General features: G+C 71.4%; 18 protein-coding genes. 9 read left to right on the top strand and 9 right to left on the bottom strand.

What is annotated here, in order from left to right; all coding sequences use genetic code 11:
- Window positions 1–87 precede the first annotated feature (87 nt).
- On the bottom strand, window positions 88–537 hold the full coding sequence (locus ACHUEU_RS05300) for a MarR family winged helix-turn-helix transcriptional regulator (RefSeq protein ID WP_394214856.1): 450 nt from the start codon (window positions 535–537) through the stop codon (window positions 88–90).
- 162 nt (window positions 538–699) lie between these two features.
- Between ACHUEU_RS05300 and mgtE the strand changes: the two genes are divergently transcribed.
- On the top strand, window positions 700–2058 hold the full coding sequence (gene mgtE / locus ACHUEU_RS05295; RefSeq protein WP_394214855.1) for a magnesium transporter: 1359 nt from the start codon (window positions 700–702) through the stop codon (window positions 2056–2058).
- A 15-nt stretch (window positions 2059–2073) separates the two neighbouring features.
- Here the strand turns inward: mgtE and ACHUEU_RS05290 are convergent, their stop codons facing one another.
- Complete coding sequence (locus ACHUEU_RS05290; protein ID WP_394214854.1) at window positions 2074–3162, bottom strand: Gfo/Idh/MocA family protein; 1089 nt, start codon at window positions 3160–3162, stop codon at window positions 2074–2076.
- 221 nt (window positions 3163–3383) lie between these two features.
- Here ACHUEU_RS05290 and ACHUEU_RS05285 point away from each other — a divergent pair, with 221 nt between their 5' ends.
- Both ACHUEU_RS05285 and ACHUEU_RS05280 read left to right on the top strand, forming a co-directional pair.
- Window positions 3384–4130 carry a maleylpyruvate isomerase N-terminal domain-containing protein gene (locus tag ACHUEU_RS05285; protein ID WP_394214853.1) on the top strand — a complete coding sequence of 249 codons (747 nt, stop codon included), beginning with the start codon at window positions 3384–3386 and terminating at the stop codon, window positions 4128–4130.
- A gap of 126 nt (window positions 4131–4256) precedes the next feature.
- Window positions 4257–5828, top strand: a complete 1572-nt coding sequence (locus ACHUEU_RS05280; RefSeq protein ID WP_394214852.1) for an aspartate:alanine exchanger family transporter — start codon at window positions 4257–4259, stop codon at window positions 5826–5828.
- A gap of 261 nt (window positions 5829–6089) precedes the next feature.
- On the opposite strand, the gene ACHUEU_RS05275 is transcribed toward ACHUEU_RS05280, so the two are convergent.
- From ACHUEU_RS05275 to ACHUEU_RS05260, 4 genes are all read right to left on the bottom strand, one after another.
- Entirely contained in the window at window positions 6090–7169 is a 1080-nt protein-coding gene (locus tag ACHUEU_RS05275) for a Gfo/Idh/MocA family protein (RefSeq protein WP_394214851.1), read from the bottom strand.
- Window positions 7166–7939, bottom strand: a complete 774-nt coding sequence (locus ACHUEU_RS05270) for a ThuA domain-containing protein (protein ID WP_394214850.1) — start codon at window positions 7937–7939, stop codon at window positions 7166–7168. The genes ACHUEU_RS05275 and ACHUEU_RS05270 overlap by 4 nt, the downstream gene beginning before the upstream one ends.
- A complete protein-coding gene (locus ACHUEU_RS05265; protein ID WP_394214849.1) occupies window positions 7936–9162 on the bottom strand; it encodes a Gfo/Idh/MocA family protein in 1227 nt (408 codons plus the stop codon). The genes ACHUEU_RS05270 and ACHUEU_RS05265 overlap by 4 nt, the downstream gene beginning before the upstream one ends.
- 182 nt (window positions 9163–9344) lie before the next feature.
- Complete coding sequence (locus ACHUEU_RS05260; protein ID WP_394214848.1) at window positions 9345–10559, bottom strand: ROK family protein; 1215 nt, start codon at window positions 10557–10559, stop codon at window positions 9345–9347.
- Window positions 10560–10704: 145 nt separating this feature from the next.
- Here ACHUEU_RS05260 and xylA point away from each other — a divergent pair, with 145 nt between their 5' ends.
- Both xylA and xylB read left to right on the top strand, forming a co-directional pair.
- Window positions 10705–11898, top strand: a complete 1194-nt coding sequence (gene xylA, locus ACHUEU_RS05255) for a xylose isomerase (protein WP_394214847.1) — start codon at window positions 10705–10707, stop codon at window positions 11896–11898.
- 262 nt (window positions 11899–12160) lie between these two features.
- Window positions 12161–13552, top strand: coding sequence for a xylulokinase (gene xylB / locus ACHUEU_RS05250; protein ID WP_394214846.1), 1392 nt, complete (start codon window positions 12161–12163; stop codon window positions 13550–13552).
- A 75-nt stretch (window positions 13553–13627) separates the two neighbouring features.
- On the opposite strand, the gene ACHUEU_RS05245 is transcribed toward xylB, so the two are convergent.
- The gene (locus ACHUEU_RS05245; protein WP_394214845.1) at window positions 13628–14389 is read right to left on the bottom strand and encodes a polysaccharide deacetylase family protein; all 762 of its coding nucleotides are present in this window, start codon (window positions 14387–14389) and stop codon (window positions 13628–13630) included.
- Window positions 14390–14617: 228 nt separating this feature from the next.
- On the opposite strand from ACHUEU_RS05245, the gene ACHUEU_RS05240 reads away from it, so the two are divergent.
- Window positions 14618–14764: a hypothetical protein gene (locus ACHUEU_RS05240; RefSeq protein WP_394214844.1), complete on the top strand. Its 147-nt coding sequence runs from the start codon at window positions 14618–14620 to the stop codon at window positions 14762–14764.
- A 373-nt stretch (window positions 14765–15137) separates the two neighbouring features.
- On the opposite strand, the gene ACHUEU_RS05235 is transcribed toward ACHUEU_RS05240, so the two are convergent.
- Entirely contained in the window at window positions 15138–16166 is a 1029-nt protein-coding gene (locus tag ACHUEU_RS05235) for a Gfo/Idh/MocA family protein (protein ID WP_394214843.1), read from the bottom strand.
- A 667-nt stretch (window positions 16167–16833) separates the two neighbouring features.
- Here ACHUEU_RS05235 and ACHUEU_RS05230 point away from each other — a divergent pair.
- Window positions 16834–18480: a sodium:solute symporter family protein gene (locus ACHUEU_RS05230; RefSeq protein WP_394214982.1), complete on the top strand. Its 1647-nt coding sequence runs from the start codon at window positions 16834–16836 to the stop codon at window positions 18478–18480.
- A gap of 29 nt (window positions 18481–18509) precedes the next feature.
- Window positions 18510–18638, top strand: coding sequence for a putative transporter small subunit (locus ACHUEU_RS05225; protein WP_394214842.1), 129 nt, complete (start codon window positions 18510–18512; stop codon window positions 18636–18638).
- Window positions 18639–18807: 169 nt separating this feature from the next.
- Here the strand turns inward: ACHUEU_RS05225 and ACHUEU_RS05220 are convergent, their stop codons facing one another.
- Window positions 18808–19743 (bottom strand): aldo/keto reductase, encoded by a 936-nt coding sequence (locus ACHUEU_RS05220; RefSeq protein WP_394214841.1) that lies wholly within the window; start codon window positions 19741–19743, stop codon window positions 18808–18810.
- 170 nt (window positions 19744–19913) lie between these two features.
- Between ACHUEU_RS05220 and ACHUEU_RS05215 the strand changes: the two genes are divergently transcribed.
- A complete protein-coding gene (locus ACHUEU_RS05215; protein ID WP_394214840.1) occupies window positions 19914–21161 on the top strand; it encodes a multidrug effflux MFS transporter in 1248 nt (415 codons plus the stop codon).
- The last annotated feature ends 17 nt before the right edge of the window (window positions 21162–21178 follow it).

The raw sequence follows: 21178 nt of genomic DNA, 5'->3' as shown, positions 1-21178 counted from the left end.
TGGGGTGGCGGGATGAGGAGAGGGGAGGACGAGACGGTGCAGGCGCCCGGGCGGGACCGGCGGGGTCCGGGCCGGGGCGCGAGCCTGCTACCCGTCGTGGGCGTCGACGAGGCGCGACAGGATCTCGGCGGCCCGCTCGAGGGCTGCGAAGTCCTCGGCGGGGAGCTGGTCGAGCAGCCCGCCCACCCCGTGGGCCAGCTGCTCCCGCCAGGCGGCGAGCTGGGCGGAGCCCTGGGAGGTGGTGCTGATCAGCGAGGAACGGGAGTCGGTGGGGTCCGGGGTGCGCCCCACGAGCCCTTCCTCCTCCAGACGCTTGATCACGGTGGTGGCCGTGGGGCGGGAGACCCGCTCGCGGTCCGCGATCTCGCTCAGGCGCAGCGGTCCGTGCCGCTCGATCGTGGCGACCACGCGCCAGGACACGGTCCCGACCCCGACCGCGGAGCGTCGTGCGGCCAGTCGGGAGAACTGGGAGCACACCAGCGCCAGGTGCTGCGGGAGCTCGGCAGGCGCATCGGGGGCCGGGGGAGGGGTCGACATGCCGCCGACTATAGTGAGCATTGCTAACCATCGCAACGCGGGTGTGACCCGTCGGTCGCCCGTGCCGTCCTCGGATCGGCGGGCGAGGGCTCCATCGACCCAGCGGTCGTCCCGGCGGCGGGCCCGCGTGCCCGCAGCGGCCCCGTCGGCCACAATGAGACGGTGACCAGTACCCGCGAGACCACCGAGACCGTCCAGGCACTGCTGCGCAGCGATCCCCAGAGCGAGGCCGAGCTCGAGCAGCTCGCCCGAGAGGCGCAGAGGCTGCCGGTGCCCGAGCTGGTCTATCTGGTCGAGGCCCGCACGCCGACCGAGGCGGCGATGCTGTTCCGGGTGCTCGGCACGGGGAGCGCGCTCGCCGTCTTCGAGGCGCTGCCGGCGTCGTACCAGGCCGAGCTGATCTCGGCGCTGCGCACACAGCAGGTCGCCGACATCATCGGCGATCTCGACCCCGATGACCGCGCCTCCCTGTTCGACGAGCTGCCGGCGGAGGTCGCCGAACGGCTGATGCACGGACTGGACGCCGACGAGCGCGCGATGACCACGGTGGTCCTCGGCTACCCCCGCCGTGCGATCGGCCGGTACATGTCCCCCGAGGTGCTCACGCTGAGCCCCGGGATGAGCGTCCGCGAGGCGCTCGCCCATGTGCGCGTCCACGCCGAGGGGCCGGAGACGATCTATCTGCTGCCCGTCGTCGATGACTCCCGCGTGCTGCTCGGCGTGGTGGGGCTGCGGCGGCTGTTCGTGGCCGATGAGGACAGCATCATCAGCGAGATCGCCCATCCGGCGGTCCACGCCGTCGCCACCGATGACCGTGAGCTGGTCGCACGACGCTTCTCCGCCGCCAAGCTCCTGGCGATGCCGATCGTGGACGGCGAGGACCGCCTGGTGGGCATCCTGACCGTCGACGATGCCGTCGGCATCCTCGAGAAGGAGGACCATGAGGACACCGCCCGCACCGGCGGCTCCGAGCCCCTGCCGCGCTCCTATCTCTCCACCCCGATCCTGCGGGTGGTGCGCAGCCGCATCGTCTGGCTGCTGGTGCTCGCGGTCTCGGCGATCCTCACCGTGCAGGTGCTCGAGGTCTTCGAGGACAAGCTCGATCAGGTCGTGATCCTGGCCCTGTTCATCCCGCTGCTGACCGGCACCGGTGGCAACACCGGCAACCAGGCGGCGACCACCGTCACCCGCGCGCTCGCGGTGGGCGAGGTGCGGGTGCGCGACCTGCCGCGCGTGGTGTGGCGGGAGCTGCGCGTGGGCATGGTGCTCGGCGTGGTGCTGGGCTCCCTCGGGTTCCTCGTGGCCGGGCTCGTCTACGGCGTGGCGATCGGCGTGGTGATGGGGACGACCCTGCTGTCCATCTGCACCATGGCCGCGATCGTGGGCGGGCTGATGCCGCTGGTCGCGAAGAAGGTCGGCGCGGATCCTGCGGTGTTCTCCAACCCCTTCATCTCCACCTTCTGCGACGCCACCGGCCTGATCATCTACTTCACGATCGCGACGGCCGTGCTGGGGCTGTGACGGCGCGGGACCTGCTCAGCCGGTGCGTCCGGTGAGCTCCCGGGCCTGTTCCTGGGCGATGAGCGCCAGCTCCACGGCCTTGAAGACGTGCGCCTGGGTCATCGAGTTCTCGGTGCGGTGCAGCACGTCCAGGATCAGCTGGCCGAAGAAGGGATACCCGACCTCGCCGGTGGCGTTCAGGCGGTGCTCGCCCTCGCCGTCGACCAGGATCACCTGGCCACCGCCGTTGTCGGTGGTGACGTCGAGGTACTTGCGCAGCTCGAGGTAGCCCTCGGTGCCGAGGATGAAGGTGCGGCCGTCGCCCCAGGTGCGCAGGCCGGCCGGGGTGAACCAGTCCACGCGCACGAAACCGGTCGCCCCGGAGGACAGGGCGATGTGCGCATCGCCGTAGTCGTCGAGCTCGGGATGCTCGGGGTTGCCGAAGTTGCCGATCGAGCTGGAGAGGATCTCGGCGTCGTCGGAGCCGGTGAAGGCGAGCATCTGCTCGAAGTTGTGGCTGCCGATATCGGTGAGGATCCCGCCGTAGCTGGCGCGCTCGAAGAACCAGTCCGGACGGGTGGCGGGATCACCCATGCGATGCGGGCCCATGCCCTGGACCTGGAGGACCTTCCCGATCGCGCCGCGCTCGATGAGCTGACCGGCCAGCACCGCCGCCTCGACGTGGATCCGCTCGGAGTAGTAGACGGCGTACTTCCGGCCGGTGCGCTCCACCGCGGCCTTCGCCTCGGCGAGCTGCTCGCGGGAGATCAGCGGGGTCTTATCGGTGAAGTAGTCCTTGCCGGCCTCCATCACGCGGATGCCCAGCGGCGCACGATCCACCGGTACCGCCGCGGCGGCGACCAGCTGCACTGCGGGATCAGAGAGCACCTCCTCCTCGCTCGAGGCGATCCTGACCTGCGGGAACTTCTCCTGGAAGGCAGCGGCGCGCTCGGGCTGGGGGTCGTAGACCCAGGTCAGGGTGCCGCCGGCGTCGAGCAGCCCCTGGGTCATGCCCCCGATGTGGCCGTGGTCGAGGTGCATCGCGGCGAAGACGAACTCGCCGGGCGCCACGACCGGCTGCGGCATCGAGTCCGGGGCGTAGTCGGCTCCTTCGGAGACAGCCATGAGGGTCCTTCCAGCAGGTGATCGGGGCCGATCAGAGTGAACAGGGAACGGGCGAAGACATCATGCGGCGCAGGAGAGAGACGGCGCGGGCGCCTCCGCAGGCGGCCGCGCCATCGCGGACTGGGCACCCAGGTCCCCTCGATGCACTGCCCAGCAGTCTCCTGCACCCGGCTGCCGACGGCAGGGCAGTGCCGGATGTTGCCAGTTGCTACCGTGCCTGCGTGGACCTCTTCACCCTCAGCTGGACGGCGCTGCGCACCGTCGCCACCGGGCTTCCGGACACCGCCCACGCCCGCCCCTCCGGCTGCCGGGGCTGGTTGGTGCGTGACCTGCTCTGCCACCTCGTTCTCGACGCGCAGGACGTGCTGATCACGCTCTCCACCCCGGCCGAGACCGCGCCCACCGCCGACGCCCTCAGCTACTGGACCCCGCGCCCCACCCTGCATGCGGGGAGCGACCCGCTGGACGCGCTCACCGTGCGCCTGGCCGCCGCCTACGAGGACCCCGCCCTGCTGCGCGGCCACCTCGAAGAGGTGGGCGCCGCCGCCGGCCGCGCCGCGCTGCTCGCCCACCCCGACCTGCCCGTCGCCACCCGGGCCATGACCCTCACCGTGCGCGACTACCTCAGCGCCGTGGTGCTCGAATGGACGCTGCACCACCTCGACCTCGTCGCCCACCACGGGGCGGCGGAGCAGGCGAGCGTCGAGCCCCCCGTGGACCCCGTGGACGGCCCGCCCGCCGCAGGCCTGGCCGCTGCGCGGGACATGGTGGAGCGGCGGCTGCGGCTCCGCCTGCCAGCAGCCTGGACGGATGCCGACGCGCTGCGGATCGCGACCGGTCGCCGCACGGCGACCGAGGCCGAGCGCGCAGAGCTGGACGCCCTCGGCGCCCGCGGGCAGATGCTGCCGCTGTCCTTCGGCCGACCCTCGCCCGACGAGTCGCGGGCACCCTCGCCACGCCCGTCGTGACCTCGCACAACTCCACTGCATGGGCGCCTCGGGCCGGGGCTATCGTGGGGGGCAGTCCACACAGCGGTGCCCGCGCACACCGCCTGCCGACCCGGTGCTCCGCCGCGGGCGCGGGAAAGGTTCACCGTGATCGACGCCCTCGAGGGGAGCCCGCTCCTCACGCTGTTCCTGGTCGTCGCCACCGGCGCCGTGCTGGGGGCGATCCCCTTCGGCCGCATCCGGCTCGGGGCCGCCGGCGCCCTGTTCACCGGCCTGGCCCTTTCCGCGATCGCCCCGCACCTCGGCGCGGGCATGGAGATCGTCCAGACCCTGGGACTGGCGCTGTTCGTCTACACCGTCGGGATCTCCGCCGGGGCCGCCTTCTTCGGCACCCTGCACCGTCAGCTGCCGCTGCTCGCCGCGGCCACGCTCAGCACGATCCTCGCCGCCGTGCTCACCCTGCTGCTCGGCGAGGCGCTGGGCCTGGCCCGGGACCTGTCGCTGGGTCTGTTCACCGGGGCGCTCACCGCCGCCCCGGCCCTCGACGCCGCCTCCCGCCTCACCGGCACCTCCGGCCCGTCGGTGGGCTACGCCTTCGGCTACCCGATCGGCGTGATCGTCGGGATCGTGCTGGTCTCGAGCATCGTCAGCCGCACCTGGCCGGGCCGGAAGGACACCGCGGCCCTGGCCGGCACCAGCCTGGCCTCGACCACCGTGCGCGTGCAGCGCTCGGTGAACCTCCGCGACGTCCCCCAGTGGCACCAGCAGCAGGTGCGCTTCTCCTACCTGCGACGCGAGGGCCGGGTGCGGGTGATCGTGCCGGGGGAGGACCTCCTGGCCGGGGACGAGGTGGTCGCCGTCGGCATGCCCGAGCAGGTCGAGGCGGTCACCGCGGCACTCGGTGAGAGCAGCGACCGGCACATCGCCCACGACCGCTCGCTGGTGGAATTCACCCGCCTCACCGTCTCCAACCCCGACCTCGCCTCCCGGTCCATCGCCGAGCTGAATCTCCCGGTGCGCTTCGGCGCGCTGGTCACCCGGGTGCGGCGCGGCGACCTCGAACTGCTGGCCCGGGACGACCTGATCCTCGAGCCCGGGGACCGGCTGGCCGTGGCGGTGGAGCGCGAGCAGCTCGACGCCGTCCACGCCTTCCTCGGCGACTCGGACCGTCAGGTCGGGGAGCTCGACGTGCTCTCCCTCGGCCTCGGCCTGCTGCTCGGTGTCGCACTCGGCCTGCTCAGCCTGCCGATGCCCGGCGGCGGCAGCTTCTCCCTGGGTCCGGCCGCCGGCCCGCTGCTGGTGGGCATGGTCCTGGGCGCCCTGCGCCGCACCGGCCCCGTGGTGTGGGCGCTGCCGGGCAGCGCCAACAGCACGCTGCGCCAGCTGGGGCTGCTGCTGTTCCTCGCCGGGCTGGGCCTCACCGCCGGGCCGGCGGTCGCCGTGATGCTGGCCTCCCCGGATGCCTGGCGGGCGGCGCTGCTCTCCGTCGTGGTCGCCGCGCTCAGCTGCCTCGCCCTGGTGATCGCCGGACGCTGGGTGCTGGACCTCTCCGCCCCGCGGGCGGCAGGCGCGGTGGCGGGCTTTCTCGGACAGCCGGCAGTGCTCGAGGCCGCCAACGCCCGGAAGGCCGACGAACGCATCGAGGCCGCCTACGCCACGCTGTTCGCCTTCTCCATCGTGGTGAAGATCCTGCTGGTCCCCGTCATCGGGAACCTCTGACGCCGCTGCGAGCCGGTGGCCAGGGCGCGCCCGGGCTCGCCGCCGGCATCGTCCGCCGCCGGCACCGCCCGCCACCCCGGGCTTCCCGTCCCACGGGACCCGGGCGCGGCAGATGCGCGCTGACGACTCATCCGGAGGGCTCTGATGAGTCGCCAGCGCGCATCTGCAGAGCCGGGGCCGGGCCGGCCCGGCCCGCGTGCCTCGCCAGCCTCGGCCTCGCCAGCCCCGGCCCCGCCAGCCTCCGCCTCGCCCCTGGCGACCTCAGGCCCTCGCGCGCACGTCCTCCCGCGCCACGGCCTCGGGCCGGGCCACGTGGCTCGCGATCTCGATCCGGGCACCGCTGTGCGCGGACTCGAGCACCGCGTTCATCACCTCGAGCGCGTGCTGGCCCAGCTCGCCGCTGGCCCGCAGCTCCGGGCCGCGCACCGCCATGTCGTGCAGGCCGATGCCGCGCCCGGCCTCCTCGTAGCCGCCGGCCGTCGGCACTGGCTCCCACCCCTCTCCGCCCAGGCGGTGCACCGTCACGTCGCCGGAGAAGTGGTTGGGATCGGGGACCGCGAGGGTGCCCTCGGTGCCGTGGATCTCGATCGGGTGCGCCGAGGTGGCGACCGCGTCGAAGCTCATCACCAGGGTGGACAGCACCCCGGATTCGTGCACCAGCACCCCGGTGACGTGGGTGTCGGTGCTGACCGGGATGTCCTCCCCGGCGCGGGGTCCGGAGCCGATGGTGCGCGTCTCGCGGGTGCGGCTGGCCGCACCGATCACCGAGGTGACCGGGCCCAGCAGGGTGATCAGGGCATGGAGGTAGTAGGGGCCCATGTCCAGCAGCGGGCCGCCGCCGGGCGCGTAGTAGAAGTCCGGCTGCGGATGCCAGCGCTCGTGGCCGGGCGTGACCATGGTCGCGGTCGCCGCGATCGGGGAGCCGATCAGGCCCTCGTCGATCGCCGCGCGGGCGGTCTGGGTGCCGGTGCCGAGCACCGTGTCCGGCGCGGAGCCGACGAGCACGCCCGCGGCCTGGGCCGCGACCAGCACCTCGGCGCCCTCCTGCGTGGTGACCGCGAACGGCTTCTCCGAGTACACGTTCTTGCCCGCCGCGATCGCGCGCAGGTCCACGTCGGCGTGCGCCGCGGGGATGGTGAGGTTCAGGACCGTGTCCACCTCGGGGTCGGCGATGAGCTCGTCGACGCTCAGCGGGCGCACCCCGTCCCGGCCCTCGGCGGCGGCCGCGGCGCGGGCGGGGTCCAGATCCGCGACGGCCACCAGCTGCACGCCCGGCAGCTGGTCGAAGCTCGCCAGGTACTGCCGGGAGATGACGCCGCAGCCGATCATGCCGACCTTCATCGGGTCACCCCTTCAGCGGTGGCAGCGGAGGCGGCGGTGCGCGGACCATGATCGCCGTAGGGCTGTCCGGAGCCGCGGGCGGCCCACAGCAGGCCGCGCTCGATCACGGTGCGCACGGACGGATCCTCGAGCACCTCGACCCGGTGGCCCGGGGTGGAGACGAAGATCCGCCCCTCGCCCCACTGGCGGGTCCACAGCGCCGGCGAGGTCACCTCCCGATGCCACGGATCCCACTCCCGCACCTTCTGGGTGGTGGTGGCCAGCACGTCGATGTAGTCGTCGGACAGCACCCAGTACTGCTCGGTGACCAGGTCGAAGTCACCGATCCCCGCGGTGATGGGGTGCTCGGCGGCGGCGGACAGCAGGTTCACCGTGTAGGGGACGTAGTTGTCGGCCTGCTCGCCTGTGCGCTCCTCGGGATGCTTGCCCGGATGGCAGCCGAACTGGCCGCCGATGAGGGTGAGGTAGTCGGATTCGTTGCGATAGGAGTCGGCGATGCCGCCGTGCCAGCCGGCCATGCCCGTGCCCGCCTCGATCGCGGCGCGGAGACCCTCGAACTGGGGCCGCTCGATGGTGTTCATGGTGTTGCACTGCAGGATCAGATCGACCGTGGCCATGTACTCGGCGTCGGCGTAGAGCGCGGGGGAGTCCTCGATCCGCACCGTGAACCCGTTCTCCTTCAGGAACGGGATGAACAGGTCGGTGGCCTCGACGGGCTGGTGCCCGTCCCAGCCGCCGCGGACGACGAGGCAGGTGCGCGGGGTGGTCATCGGGTGCTCTCCGGGGTGGTCCCGGGATCAGTGCTCCTCCAGCTGCTGCCATCGCCCGCGCTGGCCTCGACCGCGGCCAGGACGCGCTGGACCTGCAGCGCCTCCTCGAAGGAGGGCGAGGGGTCGGTGCCCTCGCCGATCGCCGTGACGAGATCGGCGATCTGGTGGGTGAAGGTGTGCTCGTAGCCCAGCCCGTGGCCGGTGGGCCACCAGTGCCCCGCGTAGGGGTGCTCGGGCTCGGTGGCGAGGATGCGGGTGAAGCCCTGCCGGCCCGCCGGGGCGGTGGCGTCGTAGACCTCCAGCTCGTTCATCCGCTCGAAGTCGAAGGCGATCGAGCCGGCCGAGCCGTTGATCTCCACGCGCATCGCGTTCTTGCGTCCCTGCGCCATGCGGGTGGCCTCGAAGGAGCCGAGCACCCCGGTCTCGAAGCGGGCGGTGAACAGGGCGAGATCGTCCACCGTCACGTCGCGGCGCTCCCCGGAGGCATCGCCCGTGCCGCCGAGGCCCTGCGCGGCACCGGCCGCGGGGCGGGTGGGGACCACGGTCTGCAAGGTGCCGGAGACCGCAGCGATCTGCTGGCCGGTGATCCACTGGGTGAGGTCGACGATGTGGGCGCCGATGTCGCCGAGCGCCCCGGATCCGGCCTTGTCCCGGTCCAGGCGCCAGGTCATCGGGGCGTCGGCGTCGGAGAGCCAGTCCTGCAGGTACTGGGCGCGGACCTGCCGGATCTCGCCCACGGCGCCCTCGGCGACGAGCTGGCGCGCATAGGCCAGCGCCGGGGTGCGGCGGTAGGAGAAGCCGCACATCGATCTGGCGCCGTGCGGGCTCCGCTCTCGGGCCGCGATCGCGGCCGCGGTCATCTGCTCGGACTCCTCCACGGAATTGGCCAGCGGCTTCTCGCACAGCACGTGCTTGCCGGCCGCGAGCGCGGCCACCGCGATCTCGACGTGCGTGTCACCGGGGGTGCAGATGTCGATGACATCGATCTCGGGATCCTCGACGAGATCCTGCCAACGGGTGGTGGTCTGCGCGAACCCGTAGCGCTCTGCGGCCGCGACCAGGGTGGCCTCGGTGCGTCCGGCGAGGGTCGCCAGCACCGGCGTCAGCGGCAGCTCGAAGAAGCGGTGGGCGGTGCGCCAGGCATGGGAGTGGGCGGCGCCCATGAAGCCGTAGCCGACCATGCCGATGCGCAGCGGGCGGGGGGACGTGGAGGGGGTGGTCATTGCGGGTCTCACGACTCCTCGGAGAGTGGGTGGGTCAGTCCGGGTCAGGCATAGATCGGGGTGCTGTCGATGTCACGTGCCGGAGCCGGCGGTCATGACCACCGGCACGTCGGGGCGTACTCGCGCTGTCAGCTCCACGGTGCCAGGGGCAGGGTGCGCTTGTCAGGATTCTGGAGGTCGGATCAGGAGGCATCGGAAGCTGTTCCCCGACCTCGACGAGTGGTCGACGGCCCCCGCCCGATCCATGCCCCCGGATCGCTGAACACCGACTGCAGCGCGGCCCGCGCCGCGCCGCGCAGGGCCGGGTCGGTGAGGCCGTCGGACCTCTCGATGCGCACCGGGCCGGCCTCCACGGCCAGTGCATGGCGCTCCACGGTCTCGCGCACCACCGGCTCCAGCTCCTTCGCGATGGGGGCCAGGTATCCCGAGAGCACCACGGTGGTCAGGTCCAGGATGTTCAGGGCGTTGGCGATCGCGAGCCCGAGCGAGCGCCCGATCAGGCCGATCACCTCAGTCCGGTCCCGGGTCAGGGCGAGCGCGTCGACCAGGTCCTCGATGAGGGTGTCGTCGCCGAGCCCGGCGCGCTCGCGCAGTGCGTGATAGGAGACGTAGGCCTCGAGGCAGCCGCGGCGGCCGCAGCGGCACAGGGCGCCTCCGGGCTCGATGACGGTGTGTCCGAACTCCCCGGCCCAGCCGTGGGCGCCGGTCATCAGCGCCCCGTCGATCACGACCGCGCCGCCGATGCCGGTCGAACCGCGCAGATAGATGAAGGACTCGCCCGGTCGCTGGTCGATCTCGGTGAGGACCGAGAGGCGGTTGTCGTTCTGGGCCCGCACCGTCAGGCCGGCGAGCTGCGGATGCTCGAGCAGTCGGCCGACCAGCGGCACCTCGGTCCAGTCCAGGTTCGGGGCCGAGAGCACCCGGCCGTCGTCCGGGGCGATGCGGCCGGGGACGGCGACGACCACCTCGACCACCGGTGGGTCGCCGGCCATCGTGCGCACCTCGCCGACCAGCTCGGCGGCGAGGTCGATCGCCTCCGTGGCGGAGGCCGCGGTGACCTTGAGGTGCTCGATGCGGTGGCCGAGCACCCGGCCTGCCAGATCGATCCCGAGGCAGGCGACGTGGTCGGCGGCGATCTCCAGGCCGATCGCGAGCAGGGTTCCGCGAGCGGGGGTCAGCGGCACCATCGGTCGACCGGCGCCCAGGGAGAGCGGAGAGCCTTCCTCGACGAGCTCGGCCTCCACCAGCTCCTCGATCAGCGTGGAGACCGTGGGCTTGGTGAGGCCGGTGAGCGTGGCGAGCCCGGCGCGGGAGGTGGGGGTGGAGGTCGCGGAGGCCGCCGCCAGGGCGATGAGGATCGCGGACAGGTTGTGCTCACGCAGATGTGTGGACTGCATCCGGACCCCTTCCTCGGCTTCCTCGCGCTCGGCCGGGCGGTGCCGATGATCCAGCCCTGCCCCGCGAGAAGCGTGGCACACCCCTGTTAGTTACGGTACCTTACTAACAGCGGCAGATGCCGATCGACGATGAAGGAGCACTCCGATGACTGCCCCCACCCCCACCCGTGACGACAAGTTCTCCTTCGGCCTGTGGACCACCGGCTGGCAGGCCCAGGACCAGTTCGGCGCCGCGACCCGCCCGCCGCTCGAGCTGAGCACCCACCTCCGCACGCTCTCCGAGCTCGGCGCCTGGGGCTTCACCTTCCACGACAACGACGTGATCCCCTTCGATGCGACCCCCGCAGAGCGCCAGGGGATCATCGACCAGCTGACGAAGGTCACCGACGAGACCGGCCTGGTGATCGAGATGGTCACCACCGACACCTTCGCCCACCCCGTCTTCAAGGACGGTGCCTTCACCTCGAACGACCGCGACGTGCGCCGCTTCGGCCTGCGCAAGGTGCTCGCGAACGTGGACCTCGCCGCCGAGCTCGGCGCGAGCACCTTCGTGATGTGGGGCGGCCGTGAGGGCTCGGAGTACGACGGCTCCAAGGACCTCTTCGCCGCGCTCGAGCGCTACCGCGAGGGCCTGGACACCGTGGCCGGGTACATCAAGGACAAGGGCTACGACCTGCGCATCGGCCTCGAGCCGAAGCCGAACGAGCCCCGCGGCAACATCTTCCTGCCCACCGTGGGCCACGCGCTGGCCTTCATCGAGCAGCTCGAGCACGGCGACATCGTGGGCATCAACCCCGAGACCGGCCACGAGCAGATGGCGACCCTGAACTTTACCCACGGCCTCGCCCAGGCGCTGTGGAGCGAGAAGCTGTTCCACATCGACCTCAACGGCCAGCACGGCCCGATGTACGACCAGGACCTGGTGTTCGGCCATGGCGACCTGATCAGTGCTTTCTTCACCGTCGACCTGCTCGAGAACGGCTTCCCCTCCAAGCCCGGCGCCTATGACGGTGCCCGTCACTTCGACTTCAAGCCCTCGCGCACCGAGCACGAGACGGGCCAGTACGACGCCGCCGCGGCGAACATGGAGATGTACCTGATGCTCAAGGAGCGCGCCGTGGCGTTCCGTCAGGACCCCGAGGTCCAGGAGGCGCTGACGTACTCCGGCATCGAGGAGCTCGCCCAGCCCACCCTCGCCGAGGGAGAGAGCCTCGAGGACCTGCTCGCGGACCGCTCCACCTTCGAGGACTTCGATGCGGACAGGGCCGGCGAGCGCAACTTCGGCTTCGTGCGCCTGCAGCAGCTGGCCATGCAGCACCTGCTGGGCTTCCGCGCCTGAGCCACGAGCGGGGCTGAGCCACGGGGCGGCGCGGGGCCTGACCGCGCTGCCCGGTCCCTTCGTGGTGGCGGATTGCATCCACTGGCGCTGAGCCAGCATGCGTCCCGTCTATTCGGGTCGTGTGCTGGCAGGGCGCCAGTGGATGCGGCAGAGTGGTTCACTCGGCGCCAGTGGATGCGGCAGAGCGGCTCACTCGACGCCACTGGATACGGTGACTGGAGACGGTGACCTGCTCGACCCTCCGACCCTCAAAGGATCCCAGATGACCACCACGGTGCTCGGTATCGACTCCTCCACCCAGGCCACCAAGGCCCTCCTCGTCGACGCGGCCTCCGGTGAGGTCCTCGAGGAGCGCCGCGCCGCCCATCCCGACGGCACCGAGGTCGACCCCCGCGCCTGGCTCTCCGCGGTCGACGAGGCCGCGGGCCCGCTGCTGGAGCGGGCGGAGGCGGTGGCCGTTGGCGGTCAGCAGCACGGCATGGTGCTGCTGGACGCGCAGGGTGAGGTGGTGCGCGACGCCCTGCTGTGGAACGACACCCGCTCCGCCCCGCAGGCCCAGGCGCTGATCGAGGAGATGGGCGGGCCCGAGGCGAGCGTCGCCGAGATCGGCAGCCTGATGGTCGCCTCCTTCACCGCCCCCAAGCTGCGCTGGGTGCGGGACGAGGAGCCCGAGAACGCCCTGCGGGCCGCGCGCGTGCTGCTCCCGCACGACTTCATCTCCCTCCACCTCGCCGAGCAGGGCACCACCGCCTTCACCGATCGTGGTGACGCCTCCGGCACCGCGTACTACTCCACCGCCACCGAGGAGTGGAAGCCCGCGCTGGTCGAGCTCGCGCTGGGCCGCTCGCTCGAGCTGCCCCGCCTGCCCGGCTCGCCCCAGGAGGTCATGGCCCGCACCCCGGGCGGCGCCGCGATCGCGGCCGGCACCGGCGACAACATGGGCGCCGCTCTCGGCCTGTCCCTGAGCGAAGGCGATGTCTCCGTCTCGATCGGCACCTCCGGGGTGTGCGCGATGGTCAGTCCCACCCGCCCCAACGATGCCACCGGCGCGGTCACCGGGTTCGCCGATGCCACCGGCCGCTTCCTGCCGATGACCACCACCATCAATGCCGCCCGCATCCTCGAGGCCGGCCGCGCGCTGCTCGGTGTCTCCCACGAGGAGATGGCGCAGCTGGCGCTCGCGAGCGTGCCCGGCGCGCACGGGGTGACGCTGCTGCCCTACTTCGACGGCGAGCGCACCCCGAACCGTCCCGATGCCCGCGCCACCCTCACCGGGATGAGCACCGCCACTACCCGTGAGGACGTGGCCCGCGCCTACGTCGAGGGCCTGCTGTGCTCCCTGGCCGACGGCATCACCGCGCTCGAGGACCGCACCGGCACCGCCGCCGCCCGCATCACCCTGATCGGCGGCGCCGCCCGCAGCCAGGCCGTCCAGCAGCTGGCCCCGGCCATCTTCGGCCGCGAGGTGACCATCGCCCCGGAGGGGGAGTACGTGGCCCTCGGCGCCGCCCGTCAGGCCGCCTGGGCGCTCTCCGGGGCCGAGGAGCCGCCCACCTGGAGCATCAGCGGCTCCCGCACCATCGGCGCGGAGCCGACGCCCGAGGTGCTCGCGGCGTACCGGGAGCTGAAGGAGCGCACCGAGAGCTGGAGCTGAGCGCCCCCTTCGCCGCGGCTCCGCGTGAGGCGGGGCCGCTCCACCGCCCCGCGCCCCGCACCGCGACGCGCAGAGTCAGGTGGCCGCGCGGTAGGCCGCTCCCGCGGTGACGTCACCCAGCAGGGAGCTGACGGTCGCGAAGCCGAAACCCTCGCCGCGGAGGGCCATGATCACGTCCTCGACGGCATCGACCGTGGTGGCATGGATGTCATGCATCAGGATCATCGACCCGGCCGAGGCGTCGCCGACCGCGGCGAGCGTCCTGGCGGGGTCGTGATGCTCCCAGTCCCGCGTGTCGACGTCCCACATCGCCTGCACCATCTCGAGGTCGGCGGCGACGCGCGCCACCGTCGGTCCGGTGGCGCCGTAGGGCGGGCGCAGCAGGGTGGGGGAGGAGCCGGTGACCTCCTCGATCGCCTCGTTGGTGCGCACCACCTCCTCGCGCAGCGCGTCCTCCGACAGGGAGGTGAGGTCGGGGTGGCTCCAGCTGTGGTTGGCCACCTCATGGCCCTCTGCGATCTGGCGGGCGAGGATCTCCGGGAACGCCCGGGCCTGGCTGCCGAGTACGAAGAAGGTGGCGCGCACCTGGTGCTCGGCCAGGATGTCCAGCAGTCGCGGGGTGGTCTCCGGAGAGGGGCCGTCGTCGAAGGTGAGCGCCAGGCAGCGCTCCCCGGTGCAGTCCCCCGGGGGCTCCGGGGCCGCCGGTGCGTCCGGGACGGCGCCCGGCGCGGGCTCGAGAGAGGCCGCGAGGGCTGCGTCGCCGCGGCCGGAGAGCCATCCCCGCGCGAGAGGGTCCGCCAGGGCGACGGCCGGAGCGCCGACGGCGCCCTCCGCCACCGTGTGCGAGTCGAATCCCAGCAGCAGCTCCCCCGGGAGGTGAAGGCGACGAGGACGTCCCCGTCGGTGATGAGGCTGTCCACGGCCTCGGTATCCGGGTCGATGCCGGCGTCGCGCAGAGCGGTGCCCGCCGCCTCGACGATCTCCGCCACGGCATCTGTGCCGAACAGATCGTGCGTCGGCAGCATCTGCCGTGCCTCGAGGTCGTACCAGAGGCTCTGTCGCCAGGTGCCGGTGCTCGCCCCGGGGTTGAAGCTGCACTCCACCACGATGCCGAGGATCGTCGCCGAGGCGGCCGTCGCGGACCACGTCAACGACATCCACGGCGTCGCCACCGCGTCGGCGTCGGGATCCGTGGCCATGTTCGCCAGGTAGTCCTCGGCCTGGTCGTCCGCGATCCGCCGGAAGGACAGATTGGCGACGTCATGGCCCGCCAGCTGCGGCACCACGGCGTGGAACTGATGGTCGTTGTCGCTGACGGTGTACGTGCTCAGGCCGGTGATGGCAGCCGGGTCGACCTTGCCGGGATCGGGCCACTGCGGGCCGGGGTCGGCCGAGGGCGGCACGGTGTCCGGTGAGGGCTCTTCCGACGAGGGCTCTTCCGGAGGGGAGCCGTCCTGGGGGGAGCAGGCGGCCACGGTCACTGCAGCCCCCACGGATCCGATGGTGAGGCGGAGGAAATCTGAGCGCAGCACGCGCCAAGAGTAGTCCAGCTCGAGCCCTCGTCTGCCCGGAGTCGATCGCGACCTCAGCCCCGGGGACCCACCCCGCTGAGCCGGTATGCGTCCTTCAGGATCTCCAGCGAGGCCATCGCCTCACCGGGCCCGATCCAGAACGGCTCCGGATCGTCCAGGCGCTCGTAGAAGTCGCGGATCAGCAGTTCGTGGGAGACGCCCCAGTAGGAGCGGCCCCCGGAGGTCACCGAGCGTTCGGCGAGGGTCTCAACCCGGCCGTCGGCCCAGCGGATCGTGAGCCCGCCGTCGGTGCCGCCGCGCAGCGTCACGTACGCCCTCTCGCAGTCCAGCTCGATCTCCACCGGGCGGTGCTGCGGGGCGGTGAGGGTGGCGAAGAACGAGGTGGTGATGCCGCCGGGATGGTGCAGCAGCAGCTCGGCGGTGTCCTCGACCTCGATGACCTCGCCGTACTTGCGGGTCGCCACGTGCCCGTCGGTGCGCTCCACCCCGCCCAGCAGCCATTGCACCAGGTCCAGGGTGTGGATGGCCTGGTTGATCAGCAGTCCGCCGCCGGAGCTCGCCCAGGTGCCGCGCCAGGGCTTGGCCCGGTAGTAGTCGGCGCTGCGGGTCCACACCACCGAGGCCCAGGCCCCGCGCACCGCGCCGAGCTCGCCGGAGCCCAGCAGCTGGTGCAGGCGCTGGCTGGCCAGGTTGTAGCGGTTCTGGAAGCAGATCCCCACCTTCGGGGCGCCGGGCGAGGTGCTCGTGCTCTCCAGCGCCTCGACCAGGCGCCGGCCCTCCTCGAGGGTGTGCGCGAGCGGCTTCTCCTGCAGCACGTGCACCCCGGCCGCGAGAGCGGCCAGCGAGGGGCCGACGTGCTGGTCATGAGGCGTGGTGACGTGCACGGCATCCGGACCGACGGCGTCGATCAGCTCCTGGGCGCCGGCGAAGCCGGGCACCCCGGTCGCCGCCATGGCGCGGGACAGCGCCTGCGGATCGGTGTCCGCCACCCCCACCAGCTCGAGGTCCTCGATGTCCCGGATCGCCTCGATGTGGACGACGGAGACATCCCCGCAGCCGATCAGCCCGATCCGCCTGGTCATCCTCGCCCTCCTGGTTCCCGTCCGCCGCGATGCGGTCTGCTCGACGAGCGTCACTGTACGCGCGGAGCCGACGCAGCGGCCACGGGATGCCGCGTGATGCTCTGCTGGAGGTCACCGGCGGCGGGGACCGGGCGACGAGTGCGGGCGATGGGGTGAGCTCGAAGAGTGGGCGAGAGCTGCCGCTCGAGCACGGGCACCCGACACGGTGCATTTTCATGCATAGATGGCGCAGGTCTACTCGGATTCGGTTTGTCCGACAATCAATTTATGCGTTCCGACCTGCAATGGTTATCGCGACGTTACTCCGCAGGTGGCTATGTCGCGAGGAGTGTGCGAGTATCTATGCGGCTCCATGTGCGACCGAGCCGCGGACCGCCCCGGAGGGGGCGAGGAGCTGCGGCCGCTGTCCCGTCCCCGGAGCAGGTGCCAGGCACCGTCCGGGTCGACGACGACCGGACAGCACGCCGGGAGCTGAGTGCCGGTCTGCCCGCCGCAGGGCCCGCCCGGGGTCCAGCATGCGCTGCGCACCTCGCGGAGAGCCGGACGCAGGTGATCGGTTTGTCCGCGACGAAAGGAAGTACCAGTGCCGCCCGCGCCTTCAGGGGAGATCGTCCAGCTCGGAATCATCGGAGTCATCCTGCTCCTGCTCCTGTTCTACGGGGGCACGATGTGGATGTCCGTCGCGATCTCCCGCAAGAAGGAGAACGCCGACGACTACATGACCGCGGGGAACAAGATCGGTTTCGGCGTCTCCGCCGCCTCGATGACCGCCACCTGGATCTGGGCGTCCTCGATGTACGCCTCGGTGACCGCCGGATACACCTATGGCGTCTCCGGCCCCATCCACTACGGCCTCTGGGGTGCGCTGATGATCCTGTTCATCTACCCCTTCGGCAAGCGGATCCGTGCCGTCGCGCCCCGCGCCCACACCCTGGCCGAGGTCATGTACGCCCGTCACGGCCGCTCCTCGCAGCTGATGCTCGCCGGCTCCAACGTGCTCGGTTCGGTCATCTCCCTGACCTCGAACTTCATCGCGGGCGGCGCGATCATCGCGATGCTCTCCCCGCTCAACTTCGGCGCCGGCATCCTGATCATCGCCGGCGGTGTGCTGCTGTACACCCTGTGGTCGGGTTTCCGCGCCTCCGTCCTGACGGACTTCGCGCAGGTCCTGGCGATGCTCGGCGCGGCCGTGATCATCATCCCGGCGGTGTTCTTCCTCGCCGGCGGACCCTCGATGTTCGCCGAGGGAGTCGCCACCGGCAACGTCACCCCGCAGCAGGAGAGCTTCTTCTCCTCCGACGCGTTCTTCAACCAGGGCGCTCCCTACATCGCCGCGGTGCTCGCCTACGCGATCGGCAACCAGACCATCGCCCAGCGCCTGTTCGCGGTGCGCGAGGACCTCATCAAGCCCACCTTCATCACCGCCACCGTCGGTTACGGCGCGACCGTGATCGGCGTGGGCATGCTCGGCGTGATGGCGCTGTACCTGGGCATCGAGCCCGCCGGTGGCGACATCAACAACCTGATGCCGCAGATGGTCGGCACCTACCTGCCCGTGGCTCTGGTGGCGCTCGCGTTCATCATGATCATCGGCTCGCTGTCCTCGACGGCGGATTCCGATCTCTCCGCACTCAGCTCGATCGTCATGACCGACATCTACGGCCAGTCCGTGGGACGCAAGAACGTGAATCCCAAGCTGATGGTGCTGATCGGCCGGGTCACGATGATCGTGGCCACCGGGCTCGCCCTGTACTTCGCCACCGCGAGGTTCAACATCCTGGATCTGCTGGTGTTCGTCGGCGCCCTGTGGGGCTGCCTGGTGTTCCCGGTCATCGCGTCCTTCTACTGGAAGAAGGTCACGAACCTGGCGTTCTCCGTCGCCGTGGTCGCCGCCCTGGTCGTCTTCCTGCCGGTGCGCTTCCAGCTGATCCCGCTGACCGGCGCCTGGGCGCTGGTGGTCGAGCTGCTGGCGATCGTCGGCGTCGGCGTGGTGCTCGGCATCATGGCCTTCGGCTTCTTCGGGCTGCGCCCGGCCGTGATCGTCGGCATCGTCGCGACCGCCGCGGTGCTGCCCTTCGGGTTCGGCTTCCTGCGCGACTACGAGACCCTTTCCGGCTCGCTGGTCGCCTACGCGGTCTCGTTCCTGGTCTGCTACCTGCTGAGCGTCCGCTCGACGCAGGACTTCGACTTCTCGGTGATCCGCAAGGTGACCGGCGACTTCGACGACGAGACCCCCACCGCGGACGAGACCGGTGCGGCGGAGACCGGCGAGGACGATGACCGCGCCGTCGCCGCTCCCGGCTCCGACCGCTGATCCCCTGACCTCCTGAGAGGAGACGCTCCATGACCGCTCTGCTGACCGCCTACGTGCTGATGTGGCCGGTGATCGTGTTCGGTGTCCTGTTCACGATCGTCCGAGGCTTCGCCAAGGACATCAAGAAGTCCCGCGAGGAGGGCCTGCCGATCATCTGATCCGGCCCTCCCGCCGGCCTCACCGTCGGCGGATGCTCGCGGGCAGAAGTCCTCGGGAACCGTCGCCCTGCGTCGGGTCCCGGGGACTTCTGCATCCCGCCGCCGGGGAGGCTCCGCATCGATGCGCTGCGGGCCCCCCGAGCGGCGATGCCCGTCCGAGCCCCGTGGCTCAGGGAACGAGCCAGCCCGCAGCCCGGAACAGCTCGTACCACTCGGCGCGGGTCAGCGGCACCTCCGAGCCGGCCGCGGAGTCGCTGACCCGCTGCGGGGTGGTGGTGCCGAGCACCACCTGCATCTGCGCGGGATGGCGGGTGATCCATGTGGTCGCGATCCCTTCCGGGGTGACGTCGTACTTCGCCGCCAGCCGGTCGATCACGGCGTTCAGCTCGGCGAACTCGGGATGGCCCAGGAACACGCCGTCGAAGAACCTCGCCTGGAACGGGGACCAGGCCTGGACGGTGATGTCGTGCAGCCGGCAGAAGTCGAGGATCCCGCCGCCATCGCGGACGATCGCCTGATCGGGCCCCTGCATATTGGCACTCACGCCCTGGGCGATGAACGTCGAGTGCGTGATCGACAGCTGCAGCTGGTTCGCCACGATCGGCTGATCCAGATGCTTCTGCAGCAGCTCGATCTGGCGCGGGGTGTGGTTGGAGACTCCGAAGTGCTTCACCTTCCCGGCCGCCTGCAGCTCATCGAACGCCCGGGCCACCTCCTCGGGCTCCACGAGGGCGTCGGGGCGATGCAGCAGCAGAATGTCGAGGTAGTCGGTGCCCAGTGCACGCAGCGACCCTTCCACCGAGCGGATCAGGTGGTCGTAGGAGTAGTCGTAGTACGGCCCGTCGGTGACGATCCCTGCCTTGGACTGGATCGTGACCTGCTCCCGCTCGGAGGAGGTCAGCTGCATCGCCTCGGCGAAGCGCTCCTCGCAGCGGTGGGTGGTGTCGCCGTAGATGTCGGCGTGGTCGAAGAAATCGATGCCGGCCTCACGTGCGGCGCGGACCAGGGTGCGGATCTCCTCATCGGACTTCTCCGCGATGCGCATCAGTCCCAGCACCACGTTCGGCGCGGTGATCTGCGTGTGCGGCATGGTGAACTGCTTCATGGCATGGCCTCGAATCGGTCGGGGGCGGGCGGGTGCCGGGCCGACAGGAGCTCGTCGACGACGGCCGCGGGTCGCGGACGCCGCACTGCGGCGTGCGAACGCTCACGGTCGAGCCTATGCCCGCCGTGGACGGCGTGACGACCCCCGGCCCTCTGCCTACAGTGGGCCGGGTGAACGCCCCCTCGTCCCTCTCGCCCGCCGCGAGCACCCCGACGCGCCAGGGCCGCGCCGGTGCGCGCCTCACCCTGACCCTCGCCGCGCTGGCGATGCTGGGGCCCTTCTCGATCGACTCGATCTTCCCGGCCTTCACCCGCATCGGGGCGGAGTTCGGGGCCGACGAGGTCGCCCTGCAGCAGCTGGTCTCCGTCTATCTCGCCGCCTTCGCCGTGATGTCGGTCTTCCACGGCCCGCTCTCGGACGCCCTGGGACGCAAGAAGGTGATGATCGGCGGCCTGGTCATCTACCTGATCGGCATGTTCGGCAGCATCATCGCGCCGAGCCTGGGCTCCCTGGTGCTGCTGCGGGTGCTGCAGGGGATGAGCGCCGGCGCCGCCACGATCGTCTCCCGTGTCGTGATCCGCGACCTGTTCGAGGGGCCCGAGGCGCAGCGCCTGATGGCCCGCGTGATGATGATCTTCGCCCTCGCCCCGGCGATCGCCCCGGTCATCGGCGGCTGGCTGCTGCTGCTGGGCGATTGGCGATGGGCGTTCGCGGGCGTGGGCCTGTACGGCATCCTGGTGCTGGTGCTGACCATGGCGCTGCCGGAGACGCTGCCGCCCGAGGACCGCACCCCCCTGCGGATCCGCTCCCTGCTGGGGTCGCTGGTGCAGGTGGGACGGTCCCCCGTGATGCTGCGGATCGCCGCCGCCACCGCCTTCGGCTTCGCCGCGCAGTTCCTGTTCATCGCCGGCGCGTCGCTCTTCGTGGTGCGACTGCTGGGAATGGGGGAGCAGGATTTCTGGGTGCTGTTCGTGCCGCTGATCGTGGGTCTGATGAGCGGGTCCTGGCTGGTGGGTCGGGTCGCCGAGCGGGTACGGCGCAGCCGGCTGATCACCGTCGGGTTCTTCGCAGTGGTCGCCGCGACCGCGGTGAACCTGGTGCTGGTCTCCTTCGTGCCAGGTCCTCCCGGAGAGCTGTCCCTCGCTCTGCTCCCGGCGGTGATCGGGCCGCTGCTCATCGCCTTCGCCGTCTCGCTCGTGTTCGCCCCCATCCAGCTCGAGGTGCTGGATCTGTTCCCGCGTCAGCGCGGAGCCGCCGCCTCCTTGGGCACCTTCTTCTCGCTGGTGCTCAACGCTCTGCTCGCCGGGCTGATCGCGCCGCTGGTGAGCGGCACACTGGTGAGCTTCGCGCTCGCCTCACTGTGCTTCGCCCTGCTGGGCCTGGGGTTCTGGACGTGGCACCTGCGCAGCCAGACCTGAGCCGTTCGTGGGGCGGC

Origin of the sequence: Brachybacterium vulturis, assembly GCF_043641765.1 — a bacterium.
Classification (GTDB): domain Bacteria; phylum Actinomycetota; class Actinomycetes; order Actinomycetales; family Dermabacteraceae; genus Brachybacterium; species Brachybacterium vulturis_A.
The sequence above is the reverse complement of the archived record's forward strand: the minus strand, read 5'-3'. Positions and strand labels throughout refer to the sequence as shown.

Excerpts from the sequence above, each read along its gene's own strand:
- ACHUEU_RS05300 (WP_394214856.1), bottom strand. The coding sequence starts at position 537 with ATGTCGACCCCTCCCCCGGCCCCCGATGCGCCTGCCGAGCTCCCGCAG.
- ACHUEU_RS05230 (WP_394214982.1), top strand. The coding sequence starts at position 16,834 with ATGTGGATGTCCGTCGCGATCTCCCGCAAGAAGGAGAACGCCGACGAC.
- ACHUEU_RS05235 (WP_394214843.1), bottom strand. The coding sequence starts at position 16,166 with ATGACCAGGCGGATCGGGCTGATCGGCTGCGGGGATGTCTCCGTCGTC.
- ACHUEU_RS05260 (WP_394214848.1), bottom strand. The coding sequence starts at position 10,559 with ATGCAGTCCACACATCTGCGTGAGCACAACCTGTCCGCGATCCTCATC.
- xylA (WP_394214847.1), top strand. The coding sequence starts at position 10,705 with ATGACTGCCCCCACCCCCACCCGTGACGACAAGTTCTCCTTCGGCCTG.
- ACHUEU_RS05265 (WP_394214849.1), bottom strand. The coding sequence starts at position 9,162 with ATGACCACCCCCTCCACGTCCCCCCGCCCGCTGCGCATCGGCATGGTC.
- ACHUEU_RS05225 (WP_394214842.1), top strand. The coding sequence starts at position 18,510 with ATGACCGCTCTGCTGACCGCCTACGTGCTGATGTGGCCGGTGATCGTG.
- ACHUEU_RS05290 (WP_394214854.1), bottom strand. The coding sequence starts at position 3,162 with ATGGCTGTCTCCGAAGGAGCCGACTACGCCCCGGACTCGATGCCGCAG.
- ACHUEU_RS05220 (WP_394214841.1), bottom strand. The coding sequence starts at position 19,743 with ATGAAGCAGTTCACCATGCCGCACACGCAGATCACCGCGCCGAACGTG.
- ACHUEU_RS05275 (WP_394214851.1), bottom strand. The coding sequence starts at position 7,169 with ATGAAGGTCGGCATGATCGGCTGCGGCGTCATCTCCCGGCAGTACCTG.
- xylB (WP_394214846.1), top strand. The coding sequence starts at position 12,161 with ATGACCACCACGGTGCTCGGTATCGACTCCTCCACCCAGGCCACCAAG.
- ACHUEU_RS05270 (WP_394214850.1), bottom strand. The coding sequence starts at position 7,939 with ATGACCACCCCGCGCACCTGCCTCGTCGTCCGCGGCGGCTGGGACGGG.